We start from the raw sequence: 22,303 nt of genomic DNA, 5'->3' as shown, positions 1-22,303 counted from the left end.
CGTTTTCCTGATGGGCCTCGAAAAGTCGCTCGATGCCCGAATCCAGCGAGATTACTTGCCGATGTTCTGGAGCTTCGACAGAAACCGGGTCACTCCGGCGTTCTTGCGATATTTCTTGTGCAGCGAAGAAAGTCGATCATCAAGACCGTTGCATGTCTTGTTGACCGCCTGATTGATGATGGCGCGTCGAGTCGCGTCGTAGCCGGTTTCACCAAGCCAGTGTTCGCAGATGGCGCGATCGTCCAGGAAAGTCAGGACGTCATCGGGATATTTGCAATCCGATGCCCGCACTTCGCTTTTCGTCATCCTGGCGCAGGTCATCGGATCCTGTGGCCCGCTGTTCACCTCCGCCGCAGGAGGCCTCTTCGGCTTGGCGGAAAATGCGGGCATGGATGCCACCGCGAGTACGATGAAAAAACTGGTCGCGATCGGTTTCATGTCAGTCCGCGCGCCCGGAGAATTCGCCGGTCGAGGTGTTCACCCACACCCGCTCGCCGTTGCCGATGTATTCCGGCACCTGGATTTCCAGGCCGGTGCTGAGCTTCGCCGGCTTCGGCCGCTTGGTGGCGGTGCCGCCCTTGAGTTCCGGCGGCGTGTCGATGACTTCCAGCACCACGCTCTGCGGCAGTTGCAGCGCGACGGGTTGTTCGTCGATGACCTGGACGTAGCATCCGGTCAGCCCTTCGGTGATGTAGCCGGCGCCATCGCCGACGACGTCGGCGTCCAGCATGTACGGCGTGAAGTCCTCGTCGTCCATGAAGACGAAGGCTTCGCCGTCCTTGTAGGAGAAGCTGGCCTGGCGGCGCATCAGGTCGACTTCCTTCAGCTCGTCGTCCGCGTCGAAGCTGGCGTCGGTCTTGTTGCCGCCGGGCACGCTGTACATCACGAAGCGGAAGCGCACATTGCCGCCGCGCCCTTGCGGCGAGCTGCGCTCGATATCGCGGATCTGGTAGACGTTGCCGTTGTGTTCGACCACGTTTCCTTTCTTGACGTCGTAGGCTTTCATATGGATGAGATTCTGAGATGGAAAATCTGAAATCGCGACGAAAAAATCGTCTCGTCATTCCAGCGAAAGCTGGAACCTATTTTGACTTCGTTCTTGACGGAGAAAAGCAAAACAGGTCTCAGCTTGACAGCCATTCGGCCGTTAAAAGCAGCTGAAAATGACGAGTATGTGTTACTTCGGCGTCAAGCGCGTTGCACCGTCGATGCGGATGGTTTCGCCGTTGAGGTAGCGGTTGCCGAGGATGTAGGCGACCAGGTCGGCGAATTCCTCCGGCCGGCCGAGGCGCGACGGGAAGGGGATCGAGGCGGAGAGTGACTTCTGCACGTCCTCGCTCATGCCGTCGACCATCGGTGTCCAGAACACGCCAGGCGCGATCGTCATCACGCGGATGCCGAAGCGGGAGAGTTCGCGCGCCATCGGCAGCGTCATGCCGACCACGCCGCCCTTGGACGCGGAGTAGGCGGCCTGGCCGATCTGGCCCTCGAAGGCGGCGACCGAGGCGGTGTTGACGATGACGCCGCGCTCGCCGTCATCGCCGGCTTCGTTGTGCTGCATCAGCGCGGCGGCGGCCTTGGCGACGTTGAAGCTGCCGACCAGATTGACCAGCACCGTGGTCTGGAATTGCGACAGCGGCATCGCGCCTTCGCGGCCGAGGACGCGGCCGGAGCCGAGGATGCCGGCGCAGTTGATCGCCGCGTTCAGCCCGCCCAGGAATTCCTTGGCGGCGGCGACGTTGGCGGCGACGCCGGCCTCGTCGGTGACGTCGGTCTTGAAGTAGCGCGCCTTGTCGGCACCGAGTTCGGCGACGGCGGCCGCGCCTTTCTCGTCATTCACGTCGAACAGCGCGACCTTGCCGCCGTTGGCGACCAGGTGTCTGGCGACGGCCAAGCCTAGGCCGGAAACGCCGCCGGTGACGACGGCGCGGGCGTTTGCGATCTGCATACGGAACCCTGCGAGGGAAAAACCATATTTTAGCCCAGAGCAGGCCCGGCTCAGCTTCCCGATGCGGTCATACCGCGGGTCATGCCGCTGATTTGGCCTTGTTGACCCTGCTGTTGGTCTCGTGGCCCAGCAGCGATGCCAGCCAGCGCCCCGTCTCGACGAGGCGGTCGAGGTCGACGCCGGTGGTGATGCCCATGCCGTGCAGCATGTACACGACGTCCTCGCTGGCGACATTGCCGGTGGCGCCCTTCGCGTAGGGGCAGCCACCCGTGCCGGAGACGGCGGCATCCACCACGGCGACGCCTTCCTCCAGGCAGGCGAGGATGTTGGCGAGCGCCTGCCCGTAGGTGTCGTGGAAATGCACGGCGAGCGCGGACATCGGCACCGCTTCGGCGACGGCCAGCAGCATCGCGCGGGCCTTGCTTGGCGTGCCGACGCCGATGGTGTCGCCGAGCGAAATCTCGTAGCAGCCCATCGCGTGCATCGCGCGCGCCACGCGCACGACATCGGCGACCGGCACCTCGCCCTGGTACGGGCAGCCGAGCACGGTGGAAACGTAACCGCGCACCGCCACGCCATCGGCCTTGGCGCGCGCGAGCACCGGTTCGAAGCGTGCCAGCGATTCGTCGATGGTGGCGTTGATGTTCTTCTTGTTGAAGGCTTCCGACGCGGCGGTGAAGACGGCGATCTCCTCGGCGCCGACGGCGCGGGAGCGATCGTAGCCTTGCTCGTTCGGCACCAGCACCGGATAGCGCACGCCGGGCTTGCGATCGATGGCGGCGAAGACCTCGGCGGCGTCGGCCAGTTGCGGAATCCATTTCGGGCTGACGAAGCTGGTGGCCTCGATGGTCTGCAGGCCGGTGGCGCTGAGGCGGTTGATCAGTTCGATCTTCGCGGCGGCCGGGATGATCGTCTTCTCGTTCTGCAGTCCATCGCGCGGGCCGACTTCGACGATGCGGACATGTGGGGGAAGCGCCATCTCAGGTCTCCAGCAAAACCAGTGCGGTATCGGCCTCGACGAAATCGCCGGCGACGGCGCGCAACTCAGCGATGACACCATCGCGCGGTGCCTTGAGGGCGAGTTCCATCTTCATCGCTTCCATCACCAGCAATTCCTGTCCCTGCGACACCGTATCGCCAAGCGCGATCTTGATCAGCACGATGCGGCCGGGCATTGGCGCGGCGACGCGGTTGCCGCCGCCGGAAGCGGTGGCGCGTTCCGGCTCGTAGGCCGGGACGCGCGCGTAGCGTTGGCGGCGTTCGCCATCGTGCAGCAGGACGCGATGGCGGTCGGCGTCGACGCGGTAACGATACGATCGTTCGTCGATGCGTGCGCTGAGGTGGCTGCCGTCCGGCGAATCGCCATCCAGCCGGGCGCCGCGGACTTCAATGCTGCGTCCGTTGAAATCGATGCGGTAATCGCCGCTGGCGCCGTGGGCGACGATGGTGTGGCGAAGATCGCCCTCGCGCAGGACCAGCCGGCGTTGGCCGGCATGCCCCAGGCGCCAGCCGGAAGCGTCCGCCCAGGGCGAGTAAGGATCGCCGCTGCTTGCGGCAAGCGCGCGCATCTCGGCCTCGTCTTGCAGCAATGCGACGACCGAGGCGGCCACGACGGCATCGCCAGCGCTGTCACCGGCATCGTTGCCGACGAATTCGTCGAGATGACGGTCGAGATAGCCGGTGTCGATGTTGCCACCGACGATGGCCGGATGTCGCGCCAGCCGTTCGAGAAAGGCGATGTTGGACTTCGGGCCTTCGACCTCGCATCGCGCCAGCGCTTCGCGCAGGCGGGCGAGGGCGCGTGGGCGATCGGCATCATGGACGATCAGCTTGGCGATCATCGGATCGTAGAAGATCGTCACCGTGTCGCCTTCGATCACGCCGGAGTCGATGCGCACGTGTGCGGAAGGCGTCGGCAGGCGCAGCCGCTGCAGGCGGCCGGAGCCGGGCAGGAAGCCGGCATCCGGGTCTTCCGCGTACAGGCGCACTTCGATGGCGTGTCCGTGCTGGGTGACCTCGTCCTGTGTGAGCGGCAGCGGTTCGCCGGAGGCGATGCGCAGCTGCCATTCGACGAGATCGAGGCCGGTCACCAGTTCCGTGACGGGATGTTCCACCTGCAGGCGCGTGTTGATCTCCATGAAATAGAAATTCCCCGGACGGCCGTCAGCATCGGGCGCGACGATGAACTCCACTGTGCCCGCGTTGGCATAGTCGATCGCGCGCGCCGCCTGCACGGCGGCCGTTCCCATCGCGGCGCGCAGTTCCGGCGTCAGGAAGGGCGAGGGCGATTCCTCCAGCACCTTCTGATAGCGCCGCTGCGCCGAGCATTCGCGCTCGAACAGATGGATGGCGTTGCCATGGCTGTCGCCGAACACCTGGATCTCGATGTGGCGTGGCTGCTCGATGTAGCGTTCCAGCAACACGCGGTCGCGGCCGAAGGCGTTCCTCGCCTCGCGCTGGCAGCTTTCCAGATTGGGCAGGAATTCCGCGGCGCTGCGCACGATGCGCATGCCCTTGCCGCCGCCGCCGTGCGCGGCCTTGATCATCAGCGGGAAGCCGATGCGCTCGGCCTCGCGCGACAGCACGTCCGCGCTCTGGTCCTCGCCGGTGTAGCCGGGCACCACCGGCACGCCGGCGGCCTGCATGAGTTCCTTGGCGCCGGCCTTGCTGCCCATCTTGCGCATCGATGCCGCTTTCGGGCCGATGAAGACGAGGCCGGCCGCTTCCACGGCATCGGCGAAATCCGCGTTTTCGCTGAGGAAGCCGTAACCGGGATGGATGGCCTGCGCGCCGCTGCGCCTGGCGGCGTCGAGGATGGCATCGCCGCGCAGGTAGCTGTCGGCCGGGCGCGGTCCGCCGATCGGCCAGGCCTCGTCGGCCAGACGCACGTGCTGCGCATCGGCGTCGGCTTCCGAATACACGGCCACCGTGCGGATGCCGAGGCGGCGTGCGGTGCGGATGACGCGGCAGGCGATTTCGCCACGGTTGGCAATCAGGATCTTGTCGAACATCTCAGGCTTCCGGCGCGTGGCAGACGGCTTCGATATTGTGGCCGTCCGGATCGAGGACGAACGCGCCGTAGTAGTTCGGATGGTAGTGCGGCCGCAGGCCCGGCGCGCCGTTGTCGCGGGCGCCGGCCTGGATGGCGGCTTGATGGAACGCATCGACGGCGCTGCGGCTAGCGGCTGAAAAGGCGACGTGGACGCACGTGTTGCCGGCCGCGCCGGTGCCGATCCAGAAATCCGGCTTGCCGTCCTTGCCGAAGCCGCAGTGGCTGCTGCCGTCGCCGGTGATGTCCGGCGTGACTTCCATGACGACACCGTAGCCCAGTGTCGCCAGGACAGTGTCGTAAAACTGCTTGGAGCGCGCGTAGTCGGAAACGGGAAAACCCAGATGGTCGAGCATGGCCTATTTCTCCGGAATCCAGGCGGGCGGGCGTTTGTCGAGGAATGCGCCCAGGCCTTCCTGGCCTTCGGGGGAGACGCGCAGCTTCGCGATCAGCGCGGCGTTGGCGGCGTCGAGCGCGTCGCGGTCGGATTGCGCGGCGACCGCGCGCACCAGCGCCTTCGCCTGCGCCGAAGCCAGGGGGCCGGCCTTCAGCAGCAGACCGATCTGGCGTTCGATCGCGGCGTCGAGCGCATCCGCGGCCACCACTTGATGCAGCAGCCCGAGTCCGAGCGCCGTGTCGGCATCGAAGATCTCCGCGCTGGCGAAATAGCGCCGCGCCTGGCGCCCGCCGATCGCGGCGATCACGTAGGGCGAGATCACCGCTGGCAGCAGGCCGAGCTTGCTCTCGGTGAGGCCGAACTTCGCCTCGGGCGTGCCGATGGCGATGTCGCAGCAGGCGACCAGTCCCACGCCGCCGCCGAACGCGGCGCCGTGCACGCGCGCGATGGTCGGTTTGGGCAATTCATCGAGCGTGCGCATCAGGCGGGCGAGGGCGAGTGCGTCGGCGCGGTTCTCGGCTTCACTGGCCGATGCCATGCCACGCATCCAATTCAGGTCGGCGCCGGCGGAGAACGAGGCGCCTGTGCCTTCCAGCACCACGACGCGGACGGTCGCGTCGCTGGCGAGGCGCTCCAGCTCGTCCGTCAAACCGGCGATCAGGGCCGCGTCGAAAGCGTTATGCAATTCAGGTCGGTTCAGGCGCAGCCGGGCCACGGCGTCGGTGCGTTGCAGGAGCAGGGTGTCGGAAGGCATCGGCGAGCACAGGGACCGGGCGAAGAACCGAAATGATAGCCGTTGCACCGTTGCGTTCCGGCGGGAGGGCGGTATCGCCGGACGTATGTCGGTTGTACAATGAGAACAATTCCCATTCGGATGTAAGAACCTGCCTAATGCCTTCTCATGGCCCGCGTTGCTCCGCAATGGCCGCCAGGTGGTGTCGCGCGGTGCCGCGCCTTGCTGCCTGCAAGGTCAAGCCGTGCGGCGCGGCATGGCGGCCATTGCGGGGCAACCCGAAGGGCCGGGACTATCTGCGCGCAGGGCGGCGTCATCGCCCGGTCGTGGATCGGCATCCACTCTCTCGCTCTTCCTTGCCCTGCACGCAGATAGTCCCGGCGCGGGCCATGAGAAGGCATTAGGCAGGTTCTGATGAGGCTGTCCGATTTGCCGCGACGCGCCAGCGCCACGGTCGAGCGCGTGGAGGACCAGATGCCCCATGACCCCATCGCCCGCCGCCTCCGCGAACTCGGTTTCGTGGCCGGTGAAACCGTGCAACTGATGGCACAAGGCCCCATCGGTGCCGAGCCGCTGCTGGTGCAGATCGGCTTCACGCGATTTGCGCTGCGCCGCAACGAGGCCGCGCGCGTGATCCTGAAGAACGGAGACGCTCGCGAATGAGCAACGCCGCCGCATCGTCGTTGCGCCTGGCGCTGGTGGGCAATCCCAACTGCGGCAAGACCGCGCTGTTCAACCAGCTCACCGGTAGCCGGCAGAAAGTGGCCAACTACGCCGGCGTCACCGTCGAGCGCAAGGAAGGCCGCCTGATCGCGCCGTCAGGCCGCAGCTACGCCTTGCTCGATCTGCCGGGCACCTACAGCCTCCATCCGGCCAGCCTGGACGAGGCCATCACCCGCGACCTGTGCCGCGGCTTCTATCCCGGCGAGCCCGCGCCCGACGTGCTGGTGTGCGTGATCGACGCCACCAACCTGCGCCTGCACCTGCGCTTCGTGCTGGAAGTGCGCGAACTCGGCCGGCCGATGGTGGTGGCACTGAACATGGCCGACGTGGCCGCGCGCCGCGGCATCCGCATCGACCGCGCCGCGCTGGAAGCCGAACTCGGCGTGGCGGTGGTGGAAACCGTGGCGGTGCGCCGCAATGGCGCCAAGGCGCTGGTTGAGCGCATCGAGTCGCTGGCTGGTGCGCCGCATCCGCCGCGCGTCCGGCTGCCGGAAGGCGACGGTTCGCACGAAGATACCTACCACGAGCAGGCTTATCACGAAGAGACGCGCCGCCTGCTCGCGCTCGCGGTGAGCATGCCCGCGCGCACCGCGCGCATCGACGACGCGCTCGATCGCTGGCTGCTGCATCCGGTGTTCGGCCTGCTCGCGCTGGCTGCGATCATGTTCCTGATCTTCCAGGCGGTGTATGCCTGGGCCACGCCGGTGATGGACCTGATCGATGCCGGCACCGCCGCGCTCGGTGCCTGGGTAAGCAGCACGCTACCGGAAGGGCCGCTTTCCAGTTTGCTCAGTAAGGGCATCATCGCCGGCCTTGGCAGCGTGATCGTGTTCCTGCCGCAGATCCTGATCCTGTTCGCCTTCATCCTCGCGCTCGAGGAATCGGGCTACCTGCCGCGGGCAGCATTTCTGCTCGATCGCATGATGTCTTCGGCCGGTTTGTCCGGGCGTTCCTTCATCCCGCTGCTGTCGAGCTTTGCTTGCGCGATCCCGGGCATCATGGCCACGCGCTCGATCCAGGACCCGCGCGACCGCATCGCCACGATAGTAGTTGCGCCGCTCATGACCTGTTCGGCGCGACTACCGGTGTATGCGCTGCTGATCGGTGCCTTCATTCCACAACGCACGATATGGGGCGCGTTCAATCTGCAGGGGCTGGTGCTGTTCGCGCTGTACATGGCCGGCATCCTCAGCGCGCTGATGGTGTCGTTCGTGATGAAGAAGTGGCGCCGCGACAAGAGCGAGCATGCGCTGCTGCTGGAGCTGCCCTCGTACCGCATGCCGCATCCGCGCGATCTGCTGATCGGCCTGTACGAGCGCGCCGCGATCTTTCTCAAGCGCGTCGGCGGCATCATCCTGGCGCTGACGATCCTGCTGTGGGTGCTGCTGTCGTTCCCCGGCGCGCCGGAAGGCGCGACCGGCCCCGCGATCGACTACAGCTTCGCCGGCCGCATCGGCCATGCGATGACGGCGATCTTCGCACCGCTCGGCTTCAACTGGCAGATCTGCATCGCGCTGATCCCGGGACTGGCCGCGCGCGAGGTCGCCGTGTCTTCGCTGGCGACCGTGTACGCCTTGTCGGCAGCCGACGACGATGCCGCCACGCAGGCGCTGACGCCGATCATCACCGATGGCTGGTCGCTGGCGACGGCGCTGTCACTGCTGGTCTGGTACATCTATGCACCGCAGTGCATTTCCACCTGGGCGACGATCAAGCGCGAGACCAATTCGTGGAAGACGATGGTGCTGACGGCGGGGTATCTGTTCGCGCTGGCTTATCTGGCGTCGTTGGTGACGTATCAGGTTGCGGTTGCGTTGGGTGGTGGCTGAGGAGGCTTTGCCGATGACCGTCTCGCTCGCGTTGCAGTATGTCGTGATCGCGCTTGTCACGCTGGTGAGCGTGTGGGGGGTGATGAAGAAGCAGTTTCCGGGTGCTGCGCGGCGGGTGCGGGTGGCGGTTGCGGTGCCGATGGTGAGGGAAGGGCGGCCGGGCTGGATGCGAGCGCTTGGGCAGCGGATTGCGCCGCCGGTGGTTGGCGGCTCTGATGGGGCGTGTGGCGGCTGCGATAGTTGTGCGCCGTCGGGGCGGAAGTAGTTTGGTTTTTTGAAGATCAAGAGCGTTTCGTCCGCTACGCGGCCGAGTTCATTTCTTTTGATAAGCGTCACTGCACGCGCAGGAGCGCGTGCGAACGGCGCAGCCGGCCCCGAAGGGGTGAGCGCCATGGATGGCGCGAATCAAAGAAACGAACCAAAGAAAAACGCTTTTCCCGACGAAGCAGCCCCAGGGCTTCATTGCTATCAGGATTTTTCGACTCGCCATCCATGGCTCGGTCGAAAAACGGCGCACATCCCTGTGCGCCGCCCTCCGGGTCTCCGGGGGCTAAGAGCGCTCAAGCATTTTTAGAAGCGAGAGGCGGAGCAAAGCCGAGCAAAGCCGAGCAAAGCCTTTGCTCTTGGCTGCTAAACCTTGCGAGCCGCGATTCCATCTAGACCCGAAGGGCGGCGGGCAGGATGCCCGCCGTTTTCCGACCGAGCCATGGATGGCGAGTCGGAAAATCCTGAGGTGCTCTCCGCCATGGGATTGCTGTGTCGAGAAAAGCGTTTTTCTTTGGTTCGTTTCTTTTGGGGCTTACCAAAAGAAATGAACTCGGCCGCGTAGCGGACGAAACGCTTTTGCTTTCAACGGAATGACCAAAGGCCAGAAACAAAGGTCAATGTCGCCGCCCCCCCTTAACAGCAGGCGCAAACATCTCCACCGCCAACGAAAACGTCCGCTGCTCATTCGGATGCAGCGCACCAACCCCAACAACATGCCGTGACACTTCGTCACCACGCTCATCCCGCACGGTGATCACAACCTGATATTCCCAGGACCCGCCATCCGCGGGATGTCGAATGATCCCCTCCACCTTGAGCGGTGAAGGCATCGGCTGTGCAAGCGGCGAGTTGGGCGAGTCGATCCGCAGGTAATGCTTGCATGCGGGACACACGGCCGCGCTTTCGAGGATGCGGGTCTTGCAATGCGGGCAGGTGCGCGTGGCACCTGCCGTGCCCGGACGGGCGTTGCTCATTGAGCTGGGCTCACTGAATCGAAGCGGCTTCTTCCGACTTGGCGGCGGCCGACGCCTTGCCATTGCTCTTCGTGTTCGCGGCCGTGTCCTTCTCGCTCCAGCCGCATTCGACGTTGCCGCGGATGCGCGAGCCGGCGGCGACGGTGAGCGAACCGGCCTTGAGGTCGCCGATCAACAGCGAGGAGGGCAGCAGTTCGACGTTGGAGGCCGATTCGATGTTGCCTTCGAGCTCACCGGCCACGGTGACTTTCTTCGCGCGCACGCCGCCGTTGAGCTTGGCGCCGTTCTCGATGGTGAGGTCGCCCTGGACGTTGACGTCGCCCTTGAACTTGCCGGCGATGCGGACATGGCCGGTACCTTCGATCTTGCCTTCGATGGTGAGATCGGCGGCGATCACCGATTCCTTGGCTTCCGGCTGCGGCGCCGGACGCGGCGCGGCGGGCTGCGCGGTCGGCGGCGTGAAATCGGCGAAGTCGGCGACGGCAGGCGTGGCCTCGCGCACGGGCTGTGCCGGTGGCGTGGACTGTTCGCCGAAGGACAGGGTGTTCTTGGCAGGGTTCGGCTGGAAAATAGCCATGACGCGACTTCCTCGAATTGAAGGGACAGGAACGACGGGGCGAAAGACCAGACTAGCACGGCCTCGATGTGAGGATGGTGTGACGACCCTCACCAAAACCGCTATCGCTCAACGGTTTGCGGGGCGATTACCAACCTGTACGCGAGGTTCCCCGAGGATGATGACGAGGGCGTGGCAATCGGCGACGTCTTCGCGTCATCTCCGCTCTTCTTCGCCTCATCATTTCTGTGGCTCGCAGCGGACCTCGGACTCTACAGGCCGACTGCCGCGAACGGGCCTGCCTAGAGCTAGAGGTCCCCGGACGTCGCGCTGGTGCTCTGGCGACGCGCCAGCCAAGTGAAGGCGAATTGCAGGGCTCTGGGAAATACGCCGAACGTCAGAGTACAGAAGCCGACGGACGCGGCGAAAAGAACCGCCGCATCGCGAGCGTAGAACACCCAATGCACCGGGCCATGACCAAGCGCAATGGCTCTGCCCTGGTCCATGTAGGCGAGAAAGCTGCCGGCCACGAACAGGAGGCCAAAGAGGGCGCCCGCGGCGCCTGTGCTGATGAGCGTCTGCTTGAACTGGGTCATTGACTGGAATGCCGCCAGCTACATCCGGAACACACCAAAGCGCGCCGGCTCGATCGGCGCGTTGAGCGAGGCGGAGATCGCCAGTCCAAGCACGCGGCGCGTGTCGGCGGGATCGATGATGCCATCGTCCCACAAACGCGCGGTGGCGTAGTAGGGATTGCCCTGGGATTCGTACTGGGCGCGGATCGGCGCCTTGAAAGCGTCTTCCTCTTCCGCCGGCCAGCTGCCGCCCCTGGCCTCGATGCCGTCGCGCTTTACCGTCGCCAGCACGCTCGCGGCCTGTTCGCCGCCCATCACGCTGATGCGCGCGTTCGGCCACATCCACAGGAAGCGTGCCCCATAAGCCCTGCCGCACATGGCGTAGTTGCCGGCGCCGAAGCTGCCGCCGATCACCACGGTGAATTTCGGCACGCTGGAGCAGGCCACCGCGGTGACCATCTTCGCCCCGTCCTTGGCGATGCCGGCGTTCTCGTATTTCTTGCCGACCATGAAGCCGGTGATGTTCTGCAGGAACACCAGCGGGATGCCGCGCTGGTTGCACAGTTCGATGAAGTGCGCGCCCTTGAGCGCGCTTTCCGAAAACAGGATCCCGTTGTTGGCGACAATGCCGACCGGATAGCCGTGGATGTGGGCGAAGCCGGTGACGAGCGTCTTGGCGTAGCGCGCCTTGAACTCGTCGAATTCGCTGCCGTCGACGATACGGGCGATCACTTCCTTGATGTCGAAGGGACGGCGCGTGTCCTTCGGCACGATGCCGTACAGCTCCTCGGCCACGTACAGCGGTTCGCGCGCCTCGCGCACGGCGAGCGGCAGCACTTTCCTGCGGTTGAGATTGCCGACGAGGCTGCGCGCGATCTGCAGCGCGTGGCGATCGTCCTCGGCGAAGTGGTCGGCCACGCCGGAGACCGAGGTGTGCACGTCGGCGCCGCCCAGCGCTTCGGCATCGACGACTTCGCCGGTGGCCGCCTTCACCAGCGGCGGGCCGCCGAGGAAGATCGTGCCTTGTTCCTTGACGATGATCGACTCGTCGCACATCGCCGGCACGTAGGCGCCACCGGCGGTGCAGCTGCCCATGACGACGGCGATCTGCGGGATGTTCTCCGCGCTCAGCCGTGCCTGGTTGTAGAAGATGCGGCCGAAGTGTTCCTTGTCCGGGAATACCTCGTCCTGCAACGGCAGGAAGGCGCCGCCGGAGTCGACGAGATAGACGCAGGGCAGGCGGTTCTCACGCGCGATCTCCTGCGCGCGCAGGTGCTTCTTCACCGTCATCGGGAAATAGGTGCCGCCCTTGACGGTGGCGTCGTTGGCGACGATGACGACTTCCTGTCCCATCACGCGGCCGATGCCGCAAACGATGCCGGCGGCGGGCGCGGCCTCGTCGTACATGCCTTCGGCGGCGAGCGGCGCGATTTCGAGGAAAGGCGAACCCGGATCGAGCAGGGCGGTGATGCGATCGCGCGCGAGCAGCTTGCCGCGTTCGGTGTGCTTGGTGCGGGCCTTCTCGCCACCGCCGTCGGCGGCGCGCGCGAGGCGGGCTTCGAGTTCCTGCGTCAGCGCGCGGTGGTAGGCGGCGTTGTCGCCGAACTCCTGTGAGCGCGGGTCGAGTTGCGAAGTCAGTTCAACCATGCCGACGGCACCGAAAACGAAAGTGCAAGGATACCTGTCGCGGCCTGCGTCGATGCGCTCGGCGAAGCGCCGTCGTCATCGACCGGAGCGAAGCATTCCTGGAAAACGACAAACTCCGGACACAAAAAAGCCCGCTTGCGCGGGCTTTTTTGCATCGTGCGAGACGATATTACTTCTTGGCGGCCTCTTCGACCTTCTCGGCGCCTTCCTTCACGGCACCAGCGGCAGCAGCCGTGGCGTCCTTGGCGGCGTCGGCGGTAGCAGCGGCGGCGTCCTTGGCGGCATCGCCAGCGGCAGCAGCGGCGTCGCCCGTGGCGGCGGCGGCGTCGGCAGCGGTCGCAGCGGCGGCGTCGCCGGCAGCGGCAGCGGCCTCACCGGTCGCAGCGGCGGCATCGGCGGTGGCGTCAGCAGCAGCGGCGGTGGCATCGGCAGCCTGGTTGGCGGCGTCGGCGGTGGCGTCGGCAGCGGCGGCGGTGGCATCGGCAGCCTGGTTGGCGGCGTCAGCGGCCTGGTCGGCCTGCTTCTGGCAGGCGGCGAGGGCGAAAACGCTGGCGGCGAGCAGAACGAGGAACTTGCTGTTCATTGGGGCACTCCGTTAATCGAGGGTGATGTTACGTTGAAGGGATCGTTGTTCTTACACTTATTTGTAGCACACATCGGTGAAGCTAGGTCTGCAGCCGTCTGTCACAACGGAAAAAGTCGCCGGCGAACCAGCGACTTCTCCTTTTGCAACTTTTGCTTGAAGCCTGATTACTGCTTGGGAGCTTCTTCTTTCGCTGCGTCCTGCGCGGCGTCCTTCGCCTGCTCGGCGGAGTCGGCGGCCTTGTCGGCAGCAGTGGCGGCGGCGTCGGCAGCGGCGTCGGTCGCGGAAGCAGCAGCAGCGGCGTCGGCAGCGGCCGGAGCAGCGGCAGCGGCGTCGGCGGCGGTGTCGGCAGCCTGCTGAGCAGCGTCGGCCGAAGCGTCAGCAGCGGGAGCGGCGGCCTGGGCATCAGCAGCCGCGTCGGCGGTGGCAGCCGCGTCTTCGGCCTGCTTCTGGTTGCTGCAAGCAGCCAGGGCAAAACCCAGAGCCAGGGCCAGCAGCGCCTTGTTGATCGTCATGTCAATCTTCCTCGTCGTTAAAGTTTGGCAACGCGCATAAATGCGCGCGGATACCATGATGACAAGCCCTTTTCGGCTGTCAAGCGGTTAGCCGGCTTTTTTTGTAAAGAACTTATTAAAGCATAGCAATCATTCAACTTGATGCTCAAGTCAGTTCATCAAGTCGACTCTGCCCTTGAGACGTCTGAGACGTCGGCGCTCAAACCAGTTCGATCGCGATCGCGGTGGCTTCGCCGCCGCCGATGCACAGCGACGCGACGCCACGCTTGCCGCCACGATCGCGCAGGGCATGGATCAGCGTCACCACCAGACGCGCGCCGCTGGCGCCGATCGGGTGGCCGAGCGCGCAGGCGCCGCCGTTGACGTTGAGCTTTTCGTGCGGCACGCCGAGGTCCTTCATCGGTGCCATGGCAACGCAGGCGAAGGCTTCATTGACCTCGAACAGATCGACGTCGGCGACTGACCAGCCCGCTTTCTCGAGCACGTTTGAAATCGCTTTCACCGGCGCGGTGGTGAACCATTCCGGCGCCTGCGCATGGCCGGCATGCGCGACGATCCTGGCCAGCGGCTTGAGGCCGCGCCTGGCCGCTTCGTCGGCGGACATCAGCACGGTGGCGGCGGCGCCGTCGGAGATCGGCGAAGACGAGGCGGCGGTGAGCACGCCCTCCTTGCCGAAGGAGGGGCGCAGGGTCGGAATCTTCGCGGTGTCGATCCTGCCGGGCTGTTCGTCGGTGTCGACCACGACCTCACCCTTGCGTGTAACCACTGTCACCGGAACGATTTCGTTCTTGAACTTGCCGTCGGCGATGGCCTGTTGCGCACGACGGGCGCTTTCGGCCGCATAGGCATCGGTCTGCTCGCGAGTGAAGCCGTACTTGGCGCAGGTGGCATCGCCGAACACGCCCATCGCCTTGCCGTCGTAGGGGTTGGTGAGGCCGTCCCAGGCCATGTGGTCGAGCATTTCGGTGCTGCCGTATTTGATGCCGGTGCGCGAACCGTTGAGCAGGTGCGGGGCGTTGGTCATCGATTCCATGCCACCGGCGACCACGACTTCGGCCGAGCCGGCCTTGATCAGGTCATGGGCGAACATGATCGCCTTCATGCCGGAGCCGCAGACCTTGTTGATGGTGGTGCAGCCGACGGCGTCGGGGATGCCGGCCCCGCGCGAGGCCTGGCGGGCGGGCGCCTGGCCGAGGCCGGCCGGCAGCACGCAGCCCATGATCACTTCGCCGACCTGGTCCGGTGCGACGCCGGCGTGTTCCAGCGCGCCGCTGATCGCGGTGGTGCCGAGGGTGGGCGTGGGGACGCCGGTGAACTGACCGAGGAAGGAGCCGATGCCGGTGCGCTTGGCGCCGACGATGACGATGTCGCTCATGAGATTGGGAACTCCGAAGGCGGGCCAGAAACGGCGCCAGGAAAACCCGAATTATGCGACTCGTGCTGCGCTGCGGCAAACTTGGGCCGACTTAGGGCGCGGCGCCCGCAGAGGGCGCATGATCGCTGGCTTGCGGGATTTTGCTTCGGGTAGATGCGGGCTGCCGTCCCTGGCGTGGCCTACTGGCTTCGGAACGTCCCGCCCGACCATCCTTGGCCGGGCGCTCGCCTAAGCATGACCCGCTTGTGGCGGGTCATAAGCGCTTAGGCTCGCCCTTCGAACAGCTCCCGCCCGATCAGCATGCGCCGGATCTCGTTGGTGCCGGCGCCGATGGCGTAGAGCTTGGCATCGCGCAGGATGCGGCCGGTGGGATATTCATTGATGTAACCGTTTCCGCCGAGTGCCTGCACCGCTTCCAGCGCCACCTGCACGGCGGCTTCGGAGGCGTGCAGCAGGCAGGAGGCCGCGTCCATGCGCGACTTGTGCCCGGCGTCGTAGTCGCGCGCCACCTGATAGGCGAAGGCGCGGCTGGACTGCAGGGCGGTGTACATGTCGGCGATCTTGGCCTGCATGATGCCGAAGGTGCCGATGGCGGCGTTGAACTGCTTGCGCTCGCGCACGTAGGGCAGGGCGGCATCGAGCGCGGCCTGCATCAGGCCGATCGGGCCGCCGCTGAGCACCAGGCGTTCGGTATTGAGGCCGGACATCAGCACCTTGACGCCGCGATTGACGTCTCCTAGCACGTTCTCGGCCGGAATCTCGCAATTCTCGAACACGAGTTCGCAGGTGTTGGAACCGCGCATGCCGAGCTTGTCGAGCTTCTGCGCGGTGTGGAATCCCTTCATGCCGCGCTCGACGATGAAGGCGGTCATGCACTTGCTGCCGGCATCCTTGTTGGCGGTGCGCATGTAGACCACCAGCACGTCGGCCTCGGGGCCGTTGGTGATCCACATCTTGTTGCCGTTGGCGATCCACACGCCGTCGTGGAGTTCGGCGCGGCAGGACATCGAGCCGACCACGTCGGAACCGGCGCCCGGCTCGCTCATCGCCAGCGCGCCCTTCCATTCGCCGCTGCACAGCTTCGGCAGGTACTTCTCATGCTGCGCCTGCGTGCCGTTGGCGTAGAGGTTGGACACGCACAGGTTGGAGTGCGCGCCGTAGCTCAGGCCGACCGAGCCGGACGCGCGCGAGATTTCCTCCATCGCGACGAGATGGGCGAGGTAGCCCATCTCGCTGCCGCCGAACTCGCCTGGCACGGTCATGCCGAGCAGGCCCATCTCGCCGAGCTTCGGCCACAGGTCCTGGGGGAAGGCGTTGTCGTGATCGATCCGCGCGGCGCGCGGCGCGATCTCGGCGGCGGCGAAGCGCTGGACCGCCTCGCGCAGTGCGTCGATCTCTTCACCCAGGGGAAAACTGCGCATATCAGCCCTCGTAACGAATCAGTGGCCGCCCGTTGAGCGGTTGGATCTGGCGGTTGTTGTGGCGGTAGTGGCTCAGGAAGGCGTCGATCTGCGTCTTCGACATCGACACCGGCTCGGGCAGCACGTACCACTCGACATTCTCCGTCAACGGCGGCGTGGTAAGCGAGCCCAGGTAGTGGTAGTAGCCGAGTTTGTGCGGGAGCAGGGCGGCGATGTCGATCTGCGGCTGCGGCAGCTTGCCGCCGGCGGCGGCAAGGTCGTCGAGCAGCACCTGCACCGCCGGATTGGCGGCACCTTCGCGGTACATCACGCCGATCACGGCCAGGCGGCCGTCCTGCGCCTTGAACACGAAATGGCCTTCCAGCGGGAAGTGCTTGCCGTCGAGCGTGTGCTCGCTCTCGGCGTGGAAGTGAAACTGGTTGAGCGTGAAGTGACGGCCGCGGATGTCCGCCTCGGTGGCGTGCGAATCCACCTGCACGGCATGGCCGTTGTCCTCGACCTTGTCGACCTGCGCGCCGGTGAGGTGCTGCAGCTGCAGCGCGAGCGGCTCGTTGAGAGCTGCTTTCTGCGCGTCCGTGGTGACGATGTCGATCGGCGATTGCGCGTGATCGAGCGTGCCTTTCCAGGTGCTCTGATGGTCGTAGTCGAGGTGCCCTTCCTGGTGGGCTTCCTTGACCTGCGCGCCGGCGACGAGGCTCAGCGTGACGGCGGTGGCGAGGAGTGTGGCGATGACGGTCGTGCGCACGGGGGAATCTCCGGTGTTTCTGCAAGGCAATGGGGGAAGTGCGCGAAGCGGCTTTCGCTTCCGCGACCCCCGTATACAACAACGGGGCTCCTCGCCCCGTCGTCGTGCCATGTCAGTGGTTGCGGATCCGGCCCTTGAAGCGCGGCGTGTTGCGGCCCATCGGCAGCTTGAGCTTGCCGATGGCGGCGATGCGCTCCTCGGCGAGGCGGTCGGCGGCCTGGTAGGTGGGGATGCCGTCGCGCTCGGAGATTTCGTAGATGCGCGCCAGGTTGTGGTAGATCGTGCGCATCATGCGCATGGCGCGTTCGCGGTTGTAGCCGTCCAGCTCCAGCGCCACGTTCATCACGCCGCCGGCGTTCACCGCGTAGTCGGGCGCGTACAGGATGCCGCGCTTGACCACCTCGTCGCCGATGGCGTTGTTGGCGAGCTGGTTGTTGGCCGCGCCGCAGATCACCTTGGCCTTCAGGCGCGGCAGGGTGTGTTCGTTGACGGTGCCTCCCAGCGCGCACGGGGAGTAGACGTCGGCGTTGACATCGTAGATCTCGTCCGCGCCCACGGCTTCGGCGCCGTATTCGGTGACGGCCTTGTCGATCAGCTGCTTGTTGATGTCGGTGACGAAAATCTTGGCGCCGCGTTCCTTCAGCAGCTTCACGAATTCCATGCCGACGTGGCCCAGGCCCTGCACGGCATAGCTATATTTGCCGACTTCCTCGTCGCCGAACTTGCGGTTGAGCGTGGCCATCAGGCCCTGCAGCGTGCCGTAGGCGGTGAACGGCGAGGGATCGCCGGAGCCGCCGTGCACCTGGTGCACGCCGGTGACGTATTCGGTTTCACGGAACACGTATTCCATGTCGTTGACATCGATGCCGACATCCTCGGCGGTGATGTAGCGGCCACCCAGCGATTCGACGAACTGGCCGAACGCGCGGAACAGCGCTTCCGACTTGTCGGCGGCGGGATCGCCGATGATCACGGCCTTGCCGCCCCCGATGTTCAGGCCGGCAACCGCGTTCTTGTAGGTCATGCCGCGCGAGAGACGCAGCACGTCGTTGAGCGCGTCCTGCTCGGTCTTGTACGGCCACATGCGCGTGCCCCCCAAGGCCGGACCGAGCACCGTGTTGTGGATCGCGATGATGGCCTTCAGGCCCGCGTCCTTGTTGTGGCAGAACACGACCTGCTCGTGGCCGTAGGTGTCGAGGTGTTCGAAGATCATCGAAAAACTCCGTGCATGGCACCGGCCGCGCTGGCGGGCGACGCTTGCGATGTGAAAGAGGTGTATGTGGTAAGTGATTGACTTATCTGGCTTCAACGCGCGGAGCGGGGGCGTGCCGGCGTCGAAGGCGCGGTATTTTACGCGTCCCTTCCCCTAAAAGCCCGTACAGCACAGTAGGGCTCTGTAGAGCGCCGCAATGCGACTTGTGCGGCAGCGCGGCGTGCGGGCTCGGGGCTGGCATGGCGCGAGCCGCGCAGAAGGGGGGCTCTGCTCGCGCCCGCGGTCGCCCAGAATCCGTGCCCGGAGTGCTGGGAACGCGAACGTCAGTGCCTGGCCAACGGCACCGATCCGGCGGTGTGCGAATACCGCCTCAATCAATGCCTGAAGCAACACAACTGTCCGTTCTGAGGATGGCATCCCTCGCATGGGCGACACGAAAGGCGGCCACTGGCCGCCTTTTCAACGACAGTCGACGTGTCAGGCCCGTGCCGTCCTTCACGTTACATAGAACATGTGTCCGCCGGTCGCTGTCGGCGAGACGCTTCCCGGGCATCCTATCGTTTCCACACCGTTTCGTCGTCCGCATTTCGGACGCGCCACCCAAGCTCCAGGAGCATCGCCATGGCAGCCGCCAAGAAGAAGACGTCCGACGCACCGCTATCGTCGCGCCTGCTCGACGCACGCCCCGACACCGCGGACTTCCGTGACCGCATGTTCGAGCCGACGCTCGTGGACGTGCCCACGACCATGCCGCTGGAGCGCCACATGGCGCTCAAGGTGCCGGTGTTGAACCAGGGCAACGAAGGCGCGTGCACCGCGTTCGGCCTGGCGACGGTGGCGCACACGCTGATGCGCACGCGCGGCTCCGGCGCCGAGAAGGAACGCGTCAGCACGCGCATGCTCTACGACATGGCGCGCCGCTACGATGAGTGGCGCGGCGAAAGCTATTCCGGCTCGAGCTGCCGCGGCGCGATGAAGGGTTGGCATCGCCACGGCGTGTGTTCGGAAAAACTGTGGCCGTACAAGCCGGGCGAGAAACTGGAGCCCTACACCGACGAACGCGCGAAGGATGCGCTGCGCCGTCCGCTCGGCGCGTACTTCCGCGTCAACCACAAGGATCTGGTTGCCATGCACGCGGCCTTCGCCGAAGTCGGCGTGCTGTTCGCCTCGGGCTCCGTGCATGAAGGTTGGTGGGATCCACCGTCCGACGGCAAGATCATCTGGCGCGGGCAGGACGAGGTCGGCGGCCACGCCTTCGCCATCGTCGGCTATGACGAGGATGGTTTCTGGATCCAGAATTCCTGGGGCCCCTCCTGGGGCCATCGCGGCTACGGCCACATCAGCTACGACGAATGGCTGCAATATGGCGACGACGTCTGGGTGGCGCGGCTCGCGGTGCCCGTGCATCTGCAGCGCGCGGAATCGGCGGCGGTCAGCACCTCGCCGCTGGGACGCCAGTCGGCCGGCTACGCGCAGGCCAGCTTGCGCCCGCACATCATCAGCCTCGGCAACAACGGACGGTTGCGCGAGAGCGGCCGTTTCGGCACCACCGCCGACGATGTGCGCAACTTCATCCGCGAAGACATGCGCCAGACCATGCAGGGTTGGAAGAAGAAGCGCGTACTGCTGTACGCGCATGGCGGCCTGGTGCCGGAGGATTCGGCGATCCAGCGCGTCGCCGATTACCGCGACGCCTTCCTGCGCCAGGAAATCTATCCGCTGTGTTTCGTCTGGAAGACCGACTTCTGGACCACGCTCGGCAACATCCTGCGCGACAGCGCGCGTCCGCGCAGCGAGGGCGCCTTCGATCGCGTGCGCGACCTGCTGCTCGACCGTCTCGACGACACGCTCGAACCGCTCGCCCGCGCCGCCGGCGGCAAGGCGTTGTGGGACGAGATGAAGGAGAACGCACTGCTCGCCACCACCGCCGTGCAGCGCAATGCCGAGGGCGGCATGCAGGAGGCGGGCGGGGCGTCGCAGGTGGCGCGGCTGCTGCACGAATGGATGCAGCAGGATTCGTCCGTGGAACTGCATCTGGCCGGGCACAGCGCCGGCTCGATCCTGCTGGCGCCGCTGGTGCAACTGTTCACCGCGCAAGGGCAGGTGATCGGCGGACCGGCGCACGGCATGCAGGGCATGGGCGCGAAGATCACCAGCGTGAACCTGTGGGCGCCGGCGATCGCCATGGACTTGTTCATGATGACCTATGTGCCGGCGATCGAATCCGGCGCCATCGAACGCGCCGGCCTGTTCACGCTCACCGACAAGGCCGAGAACGACGACCATTGCGCGCGCATCTACAACAAGTCGCTGCTGTACCTGGTCGCGCACGCCTTCGAGACGCAACCGCGCAGCTGGATCGACCGCCGGCTCAGCCAGGGCACGCCGCTCGCCGGCATGGCGCGCTTCATCGCCGCGAAGAACACCGAGGATCAGGCCTTCGGTTACGAGCGCGTGCACAAGCTGATCAAGAGCGGGCGCCTCGACTGGATCCTGTCGCCGACCTCCGACCAGTCGCAGGGTTCGGCGCATGCGGCCAACGCCACCACGCACGGCGGCTTCGACGACGATCGCGCAACGCTGGAGGCCACCGCCGCCCGCATCCTCGACAGGAAGCAGGCGTCCGAGCGGTTCGACATCCATCGCTCCAAGGCGGGATTGCGCGATCGTTGCGCGGAATTGATCAGTGCGCTTGATGCATAGGGCGCTCAAGCGCCTGCTGTTGGTCGCAGTCGTCGTTTTCGTCGCCGGCCTTCTGCTTCCGGAACGCGCCATCGTTCCGGTGCAAGACGCCGGTCCGAAGGATTGGAACAGGCAATCGTTCTGGTACGAACCCTGGGGCGTGTCCGGCGTGCACAAGGGCATCGATATCTTCGCGCCCGAAGGCAGGGCGGTGCTCGCGCCGGTGTCCGGGCTGGTCGTGTTTCGCGGCCGGCTGGGGATCGGCGGCAATGTCGTCGCCGTGCTCGGTCCGAAATGGCGATTGCATTACTTCGCGCATCTGCGTGCATCGCAGGTCGGCGCGCTGTCGTTCGTCTCGAAGGGGCGGCGAATCGGAGAGGTGGGTACTTCGGGCAATGCGGCGGGCAAGCCGCCGCATCTGCATTACGCCATCGTGTCGCTGTTCCCGCGCCCCTGGCGGTTCAGCACCGAAACACAGGGATGGAAGCGGATGTTCTTCGTGAATCCGGATGCGGTGCTCACGGAGGGCAGGGCGCGCTGAGCTGTGGCGGGCGACATGCGCTTCGATCAATTCGCGATGCCATCCATGGCGAAACATCGCCGGCATCGGATCGTCCGGTCCGGCCTTCCATGGCCGGTCGTTCGGAGCGCAATCGATGCCGATAGGGCATCGACTAAGCGCGCCCTTCACCCGCGTGCCCAGTACCCGCCATGGAAGCGCCAGTCCGGCCCATGTCGATACCACCGCGCCGGCCGATAGACATAGCCCGCGCGAACCGGCACGTAATAGCCGGCAACCCAGACGTGCCGGCGGCCGCTCCAGCGCCAATAACCGGGCGTCCACACATAGCCCGGACGGACCACGACACGCTCATAGCGCGGAGGCGGCGGCGCCACGCGCACGCTGACACCGATGAACCCGGCCGCCTGCGCCTCGCCGCTGTGCAGACCGCCGCCGAGCGCGGCCAGGCCGATCACCGCCGACAACACCAAAGGACGCAACATCATGACGCTCTCCTCGTATCCGGTGCCCATGCACCGTTCGAGGATGGAAACGTCACGGCCAGCTGC

At 65.8% G+C, this 22,303-nt stretch carries 23 protein-coding genes; 5 read left to right on the top strand and 18 right to left on the bottom strand.

All coding sequences use genetic code 11. The features are described 5' to 3' along the window. Positions 1 to 51: 51 nt before the first annotated feature. The 7 genes from AC1RNP_RS11580 to AC1RNP_RS11550 all read right to left on the bottom strand — a co-directional run bounded on the left by AC1RNP_RS11580 (position 52) and on the right by AC1RNP_RS11550 (position 6,148). Positions 52 to 438, bottom strand: coding sequence for a hypothetical protein (locus AC1RNP_RS11580; RefSeq protein ID WP_493051417.1), 387 nt, complete (start codon positions 436 to 438; stop codon positions 52 to 54). A gap of 1 nt (position 439) precedes the next feature. Further along, a complete protein-coding gene (yeiP, locus tag AC1RNP_RS11575) occupies positions 440 to 1,006 on the bottom strand; it encodes an elongation factor P-like protein YeiP (protein WP_493051416.1) in 567 nt (188 codons plus the stop codon). Positions 1,007 to 1,177: 171 nt separating this feature from the next. After that, complete coding sequence (locus AC1RNP_RS11570; RefSeq protein WP_493051415.1) at positions 1,178 to 1,948, bottom strand: SDR family NAD(P)-dependent oxidoreductase; 771 nt, start codon at positions 1,946 to 1,948, stop codon at positions 1,178 to 1,180. A gap of 79 nt (positions 1,949 to 2,027) precedes the next feature. Then, on the bottom strand, positions 2,028 to 2,927 hold the full coding sequence (locus AC1RNP_RS11565) for a hydroxymethylglutaryl-CoA lyase (RefSeq protein WP_493051414.1): 900 nt from the start codon (positions 2,925 to 2,927) through the stop codon (positions 2,028 to 2,030). Between the two features lies 1 nt (position 2,928). Then, positions 2,929 to 4,959 (bottom strand): acetyl/propionyl/methylcrotonyl-CoA carboxylase subunit alpha, encoded by a 2,031-nt coding sequence (locus tag AC1RNP_RS11560; RefSeq protein ID WP_493051413.1) that lies wholly within the window; start codon positions 4,957 to 4,959, stop codon positions 2,929 to 2,931. Between the two features lies 1 nt (position 4,960). After that, a complete protein-coding gene (locus tag AC1RNP_RS11555) occupies positions 4,961 to 5,353 on the bottom strand; it encodes a VOC family protein (RefSeq protein ID WP_493051412.1) in 393 nt (130 codons plus the stop codon). Between the two features lie 3 nt (positions 5,354 to 5,356). Then, positions 5,357 to 6,148, bottom strand: a complete 792-nt coding sequence (locus AC1RNP_RS11550) for an enoyl-CoA hydratase-related protein (RefSeq protein ID WP_493051411.1) — start codon at positions 6,146 to 6,148, stop codon at positions 5,357 to 5,359. A 393-nt stretch (positions 6,149 to 6,541) separates the two neighbouring features. On the opposite strand from AC1RNP_RS11550, the gene AC1RNP_RS11545 reads away from it, so the two are divergent. The 3 genes from AC1RNP_RS11545 to AC1RNP_RS11535 are packed head-to-tail and all read left to right on the top strand — an operon-like array spanning position 6,542 to position 8,944. Next, a complete protein-coding gene (locus AC1RNP_RS11545) occupies positions 6,542 to 6,790 on the top strand; it encodes a FeoA family protein (protein ID WP_226468638.1) in 249 nt (82 codons plus the stop codon). Beyond that, positions 6,787 to 8,679 carry a ferrous iron transporter B gene (feoB, locus tag AC1RNP_RS11540; RefSeq protein WP_493051410.1) on the top strand — a complete coding sequence of 631 codons (1,893 nt, stop codon included), beginning with the start codon at positions 6,787 to 6,789 and terminating at the stop codon, positions 8,677 to 8,679. Before AC1RNP_RS11545 ends, feoB begins: the two co-directional genes overlap by 4 nt. Positions 8,680 to 8,692: 13 nt before the next feature. Next, the gene (locus AC1RNP_RS11535) at positions 8,693 to 8,944 is read left to right on the top strand and encodes a DUF6587 family protein (RefSeq protein WP_493051409.1); all 252 of its coding nucleotides are present in this window, start codon (positions 8,693 to 8,695) and stop codon (positions 8,942 to 8,944) included. Between the two features lie 616 nt (positions 8,945 to 9,560). Here the strand turns inward: AC1RNP_RS11535 and AC1RNP_RS11530 are convergent. The 10 genes from AC1RNP_RS11530 to AC1RNP_RS11485 form a co-directional block, all read right to left on the bottom strand. Next, the gene (locus tag AC1RNP_RS11530) at positions 9,561 to 9,920 is read right to left on the bottom strand and encodes a hypothetical protein (RefSeq protein WP_493051408.1); all 360 of its coding nucleotides are present in this window, start codon (positions 9,918 to 9,920) and stop codon (positions 9,561 to 9,563) included. Positions 9,921 to 9,930: 10 nt separating this feature from the next. Beyond that, positions 9,931 to 10,497, bottom strand: coding sequence for a bactofilin family protein (locus AC1RNP_RS11525; RefSeq protein WP_493051407.1), 567 nt, complete (start codon positions 10,495 to 10,497; stop codon positions 9,931 to 9,933). 287 nt (positions 10,498 to 10,784) lie between these two features. Beyond that, positions 10,785 to 11,072, bottom strand: a complete 288-nt coding sequence (locus AC1RNP_RS11520; RefSeq protein WP_493051406.1) for a hypothetical protein — start codon at positions 11,070 to 11,072, stop codon at positions 10,785 to 10,787. A gap of 18 nt (positions 11,073 to 11,090) precedes the next feature. Beyond that, entirely contained in the window at positions 11,091 to 12,698 is a 1,608-nt protein-coding gene (locus AC1RNP_RS11515; protein WP_493051405.1) for a carboxyl transferase domain-containing protein, read from the bottom strand. 169 nt (positions 12,699 to 12,867) lie between these two features. Continuing rightward, complete coding sequence (locus AC1RNP_RS11510; RefSeq protein WP_493051404.1) at positions 12,868 to 13,281, bottom strand: hypothetical protein; 414 nt, start codon at positions 13,279 to 13,281, stop codon at positions 12,868 to 12,870. Positions 13,282 to 13,448: 167 nt separating this feature from the next. Beyond that, on the bottom strand, positions 13,449 to 13,796 hold the full coding sequence (locus AC1RNP_RS11505; protein WP_493051403.1) for a hypothetical protein: 348 nt from the start codon (positions 13,794 to 13,796) through the stop codon (positions 13,449 to 13,451). 199 nt (positions 13,797 to 13,995) lie between these two features. Continuing rightward, the gene (locus AC1RNP_RS11500; protein WP_493051402.1) at positions 13,996 to 15,171 is read right to left on the bottom strand and encodes a thiolase family protein; all 1,176 of its coding nucleotides are present in this window, start codon (positions 15,169 to 15,171) and stop codon (positions 13,996 to 13,998) included. 263 nt (positions 15,172 to 15,434) lie between these two features. Beyond that, the gene (locus tag AC1RNP_RS11495; protein ID WP_493051401.1) at positions 15,435 to 16,592 is read right to left on the bottom strand and encodes an acyl-CoA dehydrogenase family protein; all 1,158 of its coding nucleotides are present in this window, start codon (positions 16,590 to 16,592) and stop codon (positions 15,435 to 15,437) included. 1 nt (position 16,593) lies between these two features. Next, positions 16,594 to 17,337 carry a carbonic anhydrase gene (locus tag AC1RNP_RS11490; RefSeq protein WP_493051400.1) on the bottom strand — a complete coding sequence of 248 codons (744 nt, stop codon included), beginning with the start codon at positions 17,335 to 17,337 and terminating at the stop codon, positions 16,594 to 16,596. A 112-nt stretch (positions 17,338 to 17,449) separates the two neighbouring features. Further along, the gene (locus AC1RNP_RS11485; protein ID WP_493051399.1) at positions 17,450 to 18,550 is read right to left on the bottom strand and encodes a Glu/Leu/Phe/Val dehydrogenase dimerization domain-containing protein; all 1,101 of its coding nucleotides are present in this window, start codon (positions 18,548 to 18,550) and stop codon (positions 17,450 to 17,452) included. A 621-nt stretch (positions 18,551 to 19,171) separates the two neighbouring features. Here AC1RNP_RS11485 and AC1RNP_RS11480 point away from each other — a divergent pair. Then, positions 19,172 to 21,253 carry a C1 family peptidase gene (locus tag AC1RNP_RS11480; RefSeq protein WP_493051398.1) on the top strand — a complete coding sequence of 694 codons (2,082 nt, stop codon included), beginning with the start codon at positions 19,172 to 19,174 and terminating at the stop codon, positions 21,251 to 21,253. Beyond that, on the top strand, positions 21,246 to 21,773 hold the full coding sequence (locus AC1RNP_RS11475; protein ID WP_493051397.1) for a M23 family metallopeptidase: 528 nt from the start codon (positions 21,246 to 21,248) through the stop codon (positions 21,771 to 21,773). Before AC1RNP_RS11480 ends, AC1RNP_RS11475 begins: the two co-directional genes overlap by 8 nt. 146 nt (positions 21,774 to 21,919) lie before the next feature. Here the strand turns inward: AC1RNP_RS11475 and AC1RNP_RS11470 are convergent, their stop codons facing one another. Continuing rightward, complete coding sequence (locus tag AC1RNP_RS11470) at positions 21,920 to 22,240, bottom strand: YXWGXW repeat-containing protein (RefSeq protein WP_493051396.1); 321 nt, start codon at positions 22,238 to 22,240, stop codon at positions 21,920 to 21,922. Positions 22,241 to 22,303 lie beyond the last annotated feature (63 nt).

The sequence above is a fragment of the Luteimonas sp. GW821-FHT14E02 genome (assembly GCF_058803905.1).
Note: the sequence above shows the minus strand (reverse complement) of the source record. Positions and strands in the feature narration are given on the sequence as shown.